The organism is Nocardioides sp. (assembly GCF_004803405.1).
In the GTDB taxonomy this organism is placed as follows: Bacteria; Actinomycetota; Actinomycetes; order Propionibacteriales; family Nocardioidaceae; genus Nocardioides; species Nocardioides vastitatis.
Map to the genome: position 1 here is coordinate 128,351 of NZ_SSXI01000226.1, position 9,118 is coordinate 137,468.

Annotated in this window: 7 protein-coding genes; 1 reads left to right on the forward strand and 6 read right to left on the reverse strand. The window is 69.6% G+C overall.

Annotation, left to right across the window (positions count from 1 at the left end):
- Positions 1–41: 41 nt before the first annotated feature.
- The 6 genes from frc to E7Z54_RS15775 form a co-directional block, all read right to left on the reverse strand.
- Positions 42–1,268, reverse strand: a complete 1,227-nt coding sequence (gene frc, locus E7Z54_RS15750; RefSeq protein WP_136435254.1) for a formyl-CoA transferase — start codon at positions 1,266–1,268, stop codon at positions 42–44.
- 338 nt (positions 1,269–1,606) lie between these two features.
- The gene (locus tag E7Z54_RS15755; protein WP_136435256.1) at positions 1,607–2,983 is read right to left on the reverse strand and encodes an MFS transporter; all 1,377 of its coding nucleotides are present in this window, start codon (positions 2,981–2,983) and stop codon (positions 1,607–1,609) included.
- Positions 2,984–2,998: 15 nt separating this feature from the next.
- Entirely contained in the window at positions 2,999–4,195 is a 1,197-nt protein-coding gene (locus tag E7Z54_RS15760; protein ID WP_136435258.1) for a glycerate kinase, read from the reverse strand.
- A 7-nt stretch (positions 4,196–4,202) separates the two neighbouring features.
- Complete coding sequence (gcl, locus tag E7Z54_RS15765) at positions 4,203–5,978, reverse strand: glyoxylate carboligase (RefSeq protein ID WP_136435260.1); 1,776 nt, start codon at positions 5,976–5,978, stop codon at positions 4,203–4,205.
- A 1-nt stretch (position 5,979) separates the two neighbouring features.
- Positions 5,980–7,020: a 2-hydroxy-3-oxopropionate reductase gene (locus E7Z54_RS15770; RefSeq protein ID WP_346763548.1), complete on the reverse strand. Its 1,041-nt coding sequence runs from the start codon at positions 7,018–7,020 to the stop codon at positions 5,980–5,982.
- A complete protein-coding gene (locus E7Z54_RS15775; protein ID WP_136435264.1) occupies positions 6,924–7,745 on the reverse strand; it encodes a hydroxypyruvate isomerase family protein in 822 nt (273 codons plus the stop codon). Before E7Z54_RS15775 ends, E7Z54_RS15770 begins: the two co-directional genes overlap by 97 nt.
- Positions 7,746–7,916: 171 nt before the next feature.
- On the opposite strand from E7Z54_RS15775, the gene E7Z54_RS15780 reads away from it, so the two are divergent.
- Positions 7,917–8,936, forward strand: a complete 1,020-nt coding sequence (locus E7Z54_RS15780; protein WP_136435266.1) for a 2-dehydropantoate 2-reductase — start codon at positions 7,917–7,919, stop codon at positions 8,934–8,936.
- Positions 8,937–9,118: the final 182 nt, after the last annotated feature.

Sequence of the window (9,118 nt, forward strand, 5' to 3'; positions counted from 1 at the left end):
ATCGGATGTACGTATGTGTCGGTGCGTGAGCAGCGGGCCGGTCAGATGACCCCCGCCGCCTTGAGTTCGTCGATCTCCGACGGGTCGATGCCGATGTCCTGCAGGAGCTCGGCGTTGTGCTCACCGAGTGCCGGAGACGGGAGCACCTCGACGGGTGAGTCGGAGAGCTTGATCGGACAGCCGACGGTCTTGAACACACCTCGCTGCGGGTGGTCGACCTCGACCACCGCTCCGAGCTCGGCCAGGGTCTCGTCTTCGAGCAGCTCCTTGGTGCTGAGGATCGGACCGCACGGCACGTTGAGCGCGTTGAGGGTGTCCATGACCGCCCACTTGTCGTGCTGGGTGGTCCACTCCTCGATCAGCTGGAACATCTTGTCCAGCTTGTTGAGCCGCGCCTCAGGGGTGGCCCACTCCGGGTCGTCCGCGAGCTCGGGTCGCCCGAGGAGGTCGGCGATCTTCGGCCAGCCCGGCGGCTGGACGATCACGTAGATGTAGTCGTTGGGCCCGCCAGGGCTGCACTTGACGGCCCAGCCCGGCTGCCCGCCGCCCGACGCGTTGCCGGACCGCGGGACCTCGTCGCCGAACTCGGAGTTGGGGTACTCCTTGAGCGGGCCGTGAGCGAGCCGCTGCTGGTCGCGCAGCTTCACCCGGGTCAGGTTGAGCACCGCCTCCTGCATGGCCACGGTGACCCTCTGACCCCGCCCGGTCTGCACCCGCTGGTACAGGGCCGCCAGGACGCCGGCGACCAGGTGCATGCCGGTGCCCGAGTCGCCGATCTGGGCCCCGGTGGCAGTCGGCGGCCCGTCCTCGAACCCGGTCGTGCTCATCGCGCCGCCCATCGCCTGCGCCACGACCTCGTAGGCCTTGCAGTCGGCGAACTTGCCTGGTCCGAACCCCTTGATCGAGGCGTAGATGAGTGCGGGGTTGATCTCCTCGAGCCGCTCCCAGGTGAAGCCCATCCGGTCGATCGCGCCGGGCGCGAAGTTCTCCACGAGGATGTCGGTCTTCTTGATCAGCTCGGCGAAGATCTCCTTGCCTCGCTCGCTCTTCATGTTGAGCGTGATGCTGCGCTTGTTGCAGTTGAGCATCGTGAAGTAGAGGCTGTCGACATCCGGCAGGTCGCGCAGCTGCTGGCGCGTGATGTCACCGGTGACCCCCTCGAGCTTGACCACATCGGCACCGAGCCAAGCCAGAATCTGTGTGGCGGAAGGACCCGACTGCACATGCGTCATGTCGAGCACGCGGACGCCTTCTAGTGCTTTGCCCATGTGACTTCTCCTTGTGAAGGGCTGTGGTGAGCCCGCGCAAATTGTGGACTGTATACCGTATGGGGCTGGTCACATTCCTACCTGCCCGGCTTGCCGATGTCTAGTAGGAAGAGAGCCGAAGTTCGAGAAATTGGATGCAGTATGCAAAGTGGGCCGGTGTTCCGAGGCTTGTTCACTCCCCCGAGGGCCGGTCCAGGTCGTGGGGCCGCTCCACGCTCGGCTCGCCCACGAGGGCAGCCACCAGGTCGACGAGACCGACGTCGCATCAGGCGGGCACCGGGCCCAGCCCGAGCCGCGCTCCGGAGACGGCTCGCAGTCACGGACGACGCGGAGCGCCGTCAGCACATCCCGACTCCGCGCTGCGGCCGGACCGGGAGGGCGGGGCGGCCCGGCTGCTTGAGGAAGCGCACCAGCCCGGCAGCACCGATGGCCAGCACGCCCGCGATGACGAAGACCGGCGGGTAGTCGAGCCTCGACACGAGCAGGGCCCCACCCCCGACGCCTGCGATGCCGCCCACGGCCTTGGCGCTGTACAGGACGGACTGGTTCTGCAGCACGCTGCTCTGGCCGAAGTACTCGAGCACCAGGCTCCCGAAGATCGCGTAGAACGCACCGCCACCCAAACCGGCGACCACCGCGAAGAGCACGAACCCGGCCGTACTGCCCAGGTGCCCGGACAGCGCGAGGCCGAACTGCGCCACACCGGCGAGAAGCAGCACGTGCGCAAGCACCCGCGACCGGCCGAACGAGTCGGAGAGCCGAGCCGCAACAGGCCTGCCCACGCCACTGACGGCGGCCAGCGCGGCCACCGCGGCCGCCGCGGCAGCCACGCCGAGGCCCCCGTCGACCGCCGCTCCGCCCACGAAGCCGATACCGAAGAGCGACACCGCCGTGGCGAGGGCGAAGATCAGCCACATCAGCGGGAGGGCACCGGTGCGCAGGGCGTCGCTCGGCGCGTAGTCACGCACGGCGGGGACGTTGTTCGGCAGACTGCGGTTGAGATGGTGGTCGATCGCCCACGACTGGGCATCGATCTCCCCCGGCCACCAGAAGCGCGGCGGCTCGACCAGTCCCGATCCCGCCACGGTGACCACGAGCAGGGCCACGGCTGCGAGGACGTCGAACACGAGGACGCGCCCGCCGGCCGACGACACCGCAGCGAGTGCCGCGATGCCCGGCACCGCGCCGACGGCGAAGCCGCCTGTGACGAGACCGATCACGGAGGCGCGCTTCTCCGGGTACCAGTCGGCTGCGGTTGCGACTCCCATCGAGTACACGAGGCCGGCGCCCACGCCCCCCAGCCCGGCGTACCCGAACGCCGCCAGGGCGAAGCTGTCCGCGTGGGCGAGGCTGGCCAGCCCTGCGGCCGCGAGCACGCCGCCGCTCACGACAGCCACCGCGGGAGTGATCAGCCGTCGCCGATTGAGCCACGCCGCGGGCACGGCGGTTCCGGCCTGCACGACCACGAAGAGCGCGAGCAGCCACATCGTCTGGACGCCGCCCCAGGTGCTGGCTGCCGGCAGGCCGAGTACGGCGAAGCCGAAGGCGTACTGCAGAGGACTGATGGCCGCCAGGCAGAGCCAGGCGCGCCAGAGCTGGTGGCGCCGGGAGTGGGCGGTGAGCTGCTCCGCACTCTCGCCGATGCGATAGTGCCGACCGTAGACGTCGCGTACCTCACGCGGGGCTGCGCTGGTGGTCTCTGCTCGAGCGCCCATCCTGGTCACCTCAGACTATTGCATACCGTATGGAATATGTTGTACGCCTGATTGGGCATCCTGTCTAGCCGTCCGCCGAAATTCGCTCGACCCGGCCAGGTGAGAAGCGGCGATGCGCTCGCCCAGAACCGGCAGGAGCCGGTCACCCTCGGCGAGGCAGCGATCGAGATCGGGCTCGACGTCGTTGAGCGCATAGGCCGCCTGGATTCCTGCCGTGGCCAGGGCTCCGGCGTCGAGCAGGTTGCGACCGCAGACCGCGACCACGGGAATGCCTGCCGCCCGGGCGGCTGCGGCGACGCCGGCCACCGCCTTGCCGTTCAGGGTCTGCTCGTCGAGCGCGCCTTCGCCGGTGACGACGAGGTCGGCTCGTGCGAGGTGCTCGTGGAAGCCGGTCATGTCGAGCACCAGCTCGATGCCGGACTGCAGTCTCGCGTCGAGGAGCGCGAGGGCGGCGAAGCCGACACCGCCGGCCGCGCCCGCTCCTGCGGCCTGTCGCTGGTCATCACCCGTGGTGTCTGCCACGACGTCCGCCCAGTGATCGAGCGCGGCTTCGAGCTGCGTGACCTGCTCGCCGTCGGCCCCCTTCTGCGGACCGTAGACCGCTGCGGCACCTCGGGGGCCGGTCAGCGGGTTGTCGACGTCGCAGGCGACGACAACGTCGACGCCGCTCATGCGCCGTCGTAGGGCGGTCAGGTCGACGGCGGTCGCCGCGTCGAGCCCGGCGCCCCCCTCACCGATCTCGCGGCCGTGCGTGTCGAGCACCACCGCACCGAGCGCCCGGAGCAGGCCCGACCCGCCATCGGTGCTGGCGCTGCCCCCGATTCCGAGCACGATGCGGGTGCACCCGGCATCGACCGCGGCCGCGATCAGCTCCCCGGCCCCTCGCGAGGTGGCGGTCATGGGGGCGAACCGGTCATCGGCCAGGCGGACCAGGCCGGCGACGTCGGCGAGCTCCACGACTGCGGTGTCACCGCGACGCGCGTAGCCGCTGCGCACAGCCCGGCCGGTGGGACCGGCCGCCACGACCGGCACCAGCTCGTAGCCCGCCGCCAGGGCTGCGGCGAGCGTGCCGTCGCCGCCGTCCGCGACCGGCTGCGAGATCGTGGTGACGTCGGAGCGGGCCCGCCGCACGCCTCTCGCGACGGCGTCCCCGACCTCGGCCGCGGTCAGTGATCCCTTGAACTTGTCTGAGGCGATCAGGACCGTCGGCACGGTCGCCTCAGTCGCGCGACGCGATCGCCGTCGGCGCGTCGGCGACGCTCTCGGCGACCTCCTCGAACTCCATGACACCGTCGATCTCCGTGCCCATCGAGATGTTCGTGACGCGCTCGAGGATGACCTCGACGACGACCGGCACGCGGTACTCCGCCATGAGTGCCTTGGCCTTCTCGAACGCCGAGCCCAGGTCGGCGGGGTCGGTCACCCGGACCGCCTTGCAGCCCAGGCCCTCGGCGACCTTGAGGTGGTCGACGCCGTATCCGCCCATCTCAGGACTGTTGATGTTGTCGAAGGCCAGCTGCACGCAGAAGTCCATGTCGAACCCGCGCTGCGCCTGCCTGATCAGCCCCAGGTAGGAGTTGTTCACGACCACGTGGATGTAGGGGATGTTGAACTGCGCCCCCACTGCGAGCTCCTCGATGAGGAACTGGAAGTCGTAGTCGCCGGACAGTGCGACGACCTGGCCGTCGGGGTCGGCGGTGGCCACGCCCAGTGCGGCGGGCAGCGTCCAGCCCAGTGGACCGGCCTGGCCGGCGTTGATCCAGTGCCGGGGCTTGTAGACGTGCAGCATCTGCGCGGCCTGGATCTGCGACAGTCCGATCGTGCTGATGTAGCGCGTCTCGGGCCCGAACGCGCGGTTCATCTCCTGGTACACGCGCTGAGGCTTGATCGGGATGTTGTCGAAGTTCGTCTTGCGCAGGAGCGTCCTCCTGCGAACGCGGCACTCCTCCGCCCAGGCCGTGCGGTCGGGCAACCTGCCCTCGGCGGCCCAGTCCTTTGCGACCTCGACGAACGCCTCGAGCGCAGCCCGAGCGTCGGAGACGATCGAGTAGTCCGGCGAGAAGACCCGGCCGATCTGCGTGGGCTCGATGTCGACGTGCACGAACCTCCGGCCTTTGGTGTACGTGTCCAGGCCACCGGTGTGGCGGTTGGCCCACCGGTTACCGATGCCGAGCACGAAGTCGGACGCCAGCATCGTCTCGTTGCCGTAGCGGTGCGACGTCTGCAGGCCGACCATGCCTGCCATCAGCGGGTGGTCGTCGGGGATCGTTCCCCAGCCCATCAGCGTGGGCACCACGGGCACCCCGGTGACCTCGGCCAGCTCGACGAGCAGGTCGGCGCCGTCGGCGTTGATCACGCCGCCACCCGCCACGATCAGCGGGCGCTCGGCGTCGACGAGCATCGAGAGCGCCCGCTCCGCCTGCGCCCGGGTGGCGGACGGCTTGCTCACCGGCAACGGCTCGTAGGTGTCGATGTCGAAGTCGATCTCTTTGAGCTGCACGTCGAGCGGCAGGTCGATGAGCACCGGGCCGGGCCGCCCCTCCCGCATCAGCTGGAACGCCTTCTGGAAGGTGCCAGGCACCTGGGCGGCCTCCATCACCGTGGTCGCCTGCTTGGTGAGCGGTCGGGCGATGTCGGCGATGTTGATCGCCTGGAAGTCCTCCTTGTGCAGCTTCGCCACCGGCGCCTGGCCCGTGATGCACAGGATCGGGATCGAGTCGGCGGCGGCGGAGTACAGGCCGGTGATCATGTCGGTACCGGCCGGGCCCGACGTGCCCACGCAGACGCCGATGTTGCCCGGCGCCGCGCGGGTGTAGCCCTCCGCCATGTGCGAGGCGCCCTCGACGTGACGGGCGAGCACGTGCTTGAGACCACCGTGGGCCTTCACCGCGCTGTAGAACGGGTTGATGGCGGCGCCGGGCAGCCCGAACAGCTGGGTGGCGCCCTCCTTCTCCAGGATGAGGACTGCGGCGTCGACCGCGCGCATGCGTGCCATGTCAGCTCTCCCCGGGGTCCGACGCGCTCGCGGTCAGCCCACTGAGCCGTTCGACGCCGCGCAGAAGCGCGGAGTGGTCGAGGCCACCGTCGCCGACCGCGCGAGCGGAGCCCACGAGCTGGGCGACCAGGGAGCCCAGGGGCACCGCGACGCCGGCCTCCCGGGCGGCAGAGGTGACGATGCCCATGTCCTTGTGGTGCAGCTCGATCCGGAAGCCGGGCTCGAAGGAGCGGGACAGCATGTTCTCCTTCTTCTGGTCCAGGACCTTGGAGCCGGCCAGGCCGCCGCCGAGCACCTCGAGCGCCGCCTTGGTGTCCACCCCGTACGCCTCCAGGAAGACCACTGCCTCGGCGAGTGCCTGGATGTTGGCCGCCACGATGAGCTGGTTGGCGGCCTTCACAGTCTGGCCGGACCCGTTGGGCCCGACGTGGACGATCGTCTTGCCGACGACGTCGAAGATCGGCTTGGCGGTCTCGAAGTCCTCGCCCGACCCGCCGACCATGATCGACAGGGCGGCGTTCTTGGCCCCCGCCTCGCCACCGGAGACCGGGGCGTCGAGGTAGCGGAAGCCGAGGTCGACCGCCTGCCGCGCCAGCTCCGCGGTGATATCGGGACGGATGCTCGAGAAGTCGATGATCAGCGCTCCCGGCTTGGCGGAGGCGAACACGCCGCCGTCGCTGGTGAGCACGGCCTTCACGTCGGGAGAGTCCGGCACCATGACACAGACGACGTCGGCGTCCGCGACCGCTTCGGCAGCGGAGCTCGCGGCCTGGCCGCCCGCTTCGACGAGCGGCTGCACGCCCCGGGGCGAGAGGTCGAACCCGGTCACGGCGTAGCCGGCGTTGGCGAGGTGCACCGCCATCGGACTGCCCATGATGCCGAGGCCGATGAAGGCGATCTTCTGGGTGGGGCTGCTCATGACAGGACCTTCCTTGCGGGTGGGGATCAGTGGGTGCCGGTGACTGCGGTGCGTCGATCGCGGGGCAGCCAGCCGAAGCTGTCGGTGCTGGTGGTGGACGGCTTGTACTCGAGGCCGACCCAGCCGGCGTAGCCGGCCGCCTCGAGGGCGACGAGCTGCCGGTCGAGCGGGAGGTCGCCGGTGCCGGGCTCGTTGCGGCCGGGGGCGTCGGCGATCTGGACGTGCGCGACCCGGCCGGCGTGCTGCGCTATGACGGCATCGACGTCGTCGCCGTCGACGGCGAGGTGGTACAGGTCGGCCAGCAGACCGATGTTCGACTCGCCCGCCCGGTCGATCGCCGCGAGCGCGTCGGCGGCGGTGAGCAGCGGGTAGCGCTCGGCGCCGCTGACCGGCTCGACGAGCACGGTGCCTCCGATACGTGCCGCCGCACGTGCGGCGAGGGCGAGGTTCTCCGCACCCAGCTCGTCCTGCGCCTCGGGTGCGGCGCCGTTGACACGGTTGCCGTAGAGCGCGTTGAAGGCGCGGCAGCCGAGCCGCTCGCCGATCCCGATCGTGGTCTCGACGTTGTCGCGGAACTCGGCGGACCTTTCGGGCCAGGAGACCAGCCCCCGGTCACCTCCCGGCATGTCGCCAGCGAAGAAGTTGAGACCGACCAACTGGACGCCGGCGTCCTGGATCGCCGTCACGAACGCGTCGACGTCCGCATCCGACGGGACCGCCTCTACGAAGGGCCACCAGAACTCGACACCGTCGAAGCCGGCATCGGCGGCCGCTGCCGGGCGCTCGAGCAGGGGCAGCTCTGTGAAGAGGATCGAGCAGTTGACCTCGTACCGGAGCGAGTGGCTCATGCGTCTCCCTTTCCCGTTCCAGGAGTGACAGGCGTGCGTTGCATCTCACTCTGAACACTGTATACAGTATGACGCCAGACGGTATACGGCTGCCTCTCACAGGTCAATGCCGACCACCGCTCGCTGACATTGCGGAGACACGGAAGTACACGCCTACGGACAGGAGTACCGATGAGGATCGCAGTTGTCGGCGCCGGAGCGATCGGCGCCTACTGGGGGGCGGCCCTGCACCGGGGAGGTGCCGAGGTGCACCTGATCGCGAGGAACCAGAACCTCGAGGCCATTCGGAAGAACGGCGTGCGGGTACTGAGTCCGCGGGGTGACTTCGAGGCGCATCCGCACGCGACCGACGACCCGGCAGAGGTCGGGCCCGTCGACTACGTCTTCCTCGGACTGAAGGCCCACAGCTACCCGACCTGCGGCTCGCTGGTGAACCCGCTCCTCGGCCCCCACACCGCCGTCATCGCTGCTCAGAACGGGATCCCGTGGTGGTACTTCCACGAGCTTCCCGGGCCCTACCGCGGACGCCGCATCGAGGCGGTGGACCCGGGCGGCGCCACGAGCACCGTCCTGCCCCCCGAACGCGCGATCGGCTGCGTGGTCTACCCCGCGACCGTGCTCGCGGCGCCGGGAGTGGTCCAGCACCTCGAGGGCACCCGCTTCTCGATCGGTGAGCCCTCCGGTGAGATCACCGAGCGATGCACCGCTCTGAGCGAGGCGATGATCGCCGGCGGCCTCAAGAGCCCCGTCGAGCCCGATATCCGCAACGACATCTGGATCAAGCTGATGGGCAACGTCGCCTTCAACCCCCTGAGCGCGCTCACCCGCGCGACCATGGTCGAGATCTGCCAGCACCCGCACACCCGCACGCTGGTCGTGCAGCTGATGGAGGAGACACTCGACATCGCGGCCCGCGTGGGCTGCACGCCCGACATCTCGATCGAGAAGCGACTGCGCGGGGCCGAGAACGTCGGCCACCACAAGACGTCGATGCTGCAGGACCTCGAGGCCAACAAGGCGCTGGAGCTCGACGCGATCGTCACGGCACTGGTGGAGCTGGCCGACCTGACCGGCGCCGAGGCTCCCACACTGCGCACCGTCTACGGCGCCACCGATCTCCTGGCGCGCAGGTACGGGCCGGAGGCACAGCTTCCGACCGCCATCCCCGAGCGCGACCCGCAGCCGGCCTGACCGCCATGCAGGTCGATCTAGCGATGTGTAGTCGCAACGCCTGGAATGAGACATACTCCATACAGTCTACGAAGACGTGGAGCAGGTGCCCGAGCAGCATGTGCAGAACCCACCCGCAGAGAGGAAATGCGTGACCATGACCGACGCTTCCAACCACCCCACGGAGGCAGAGGACGCCGACG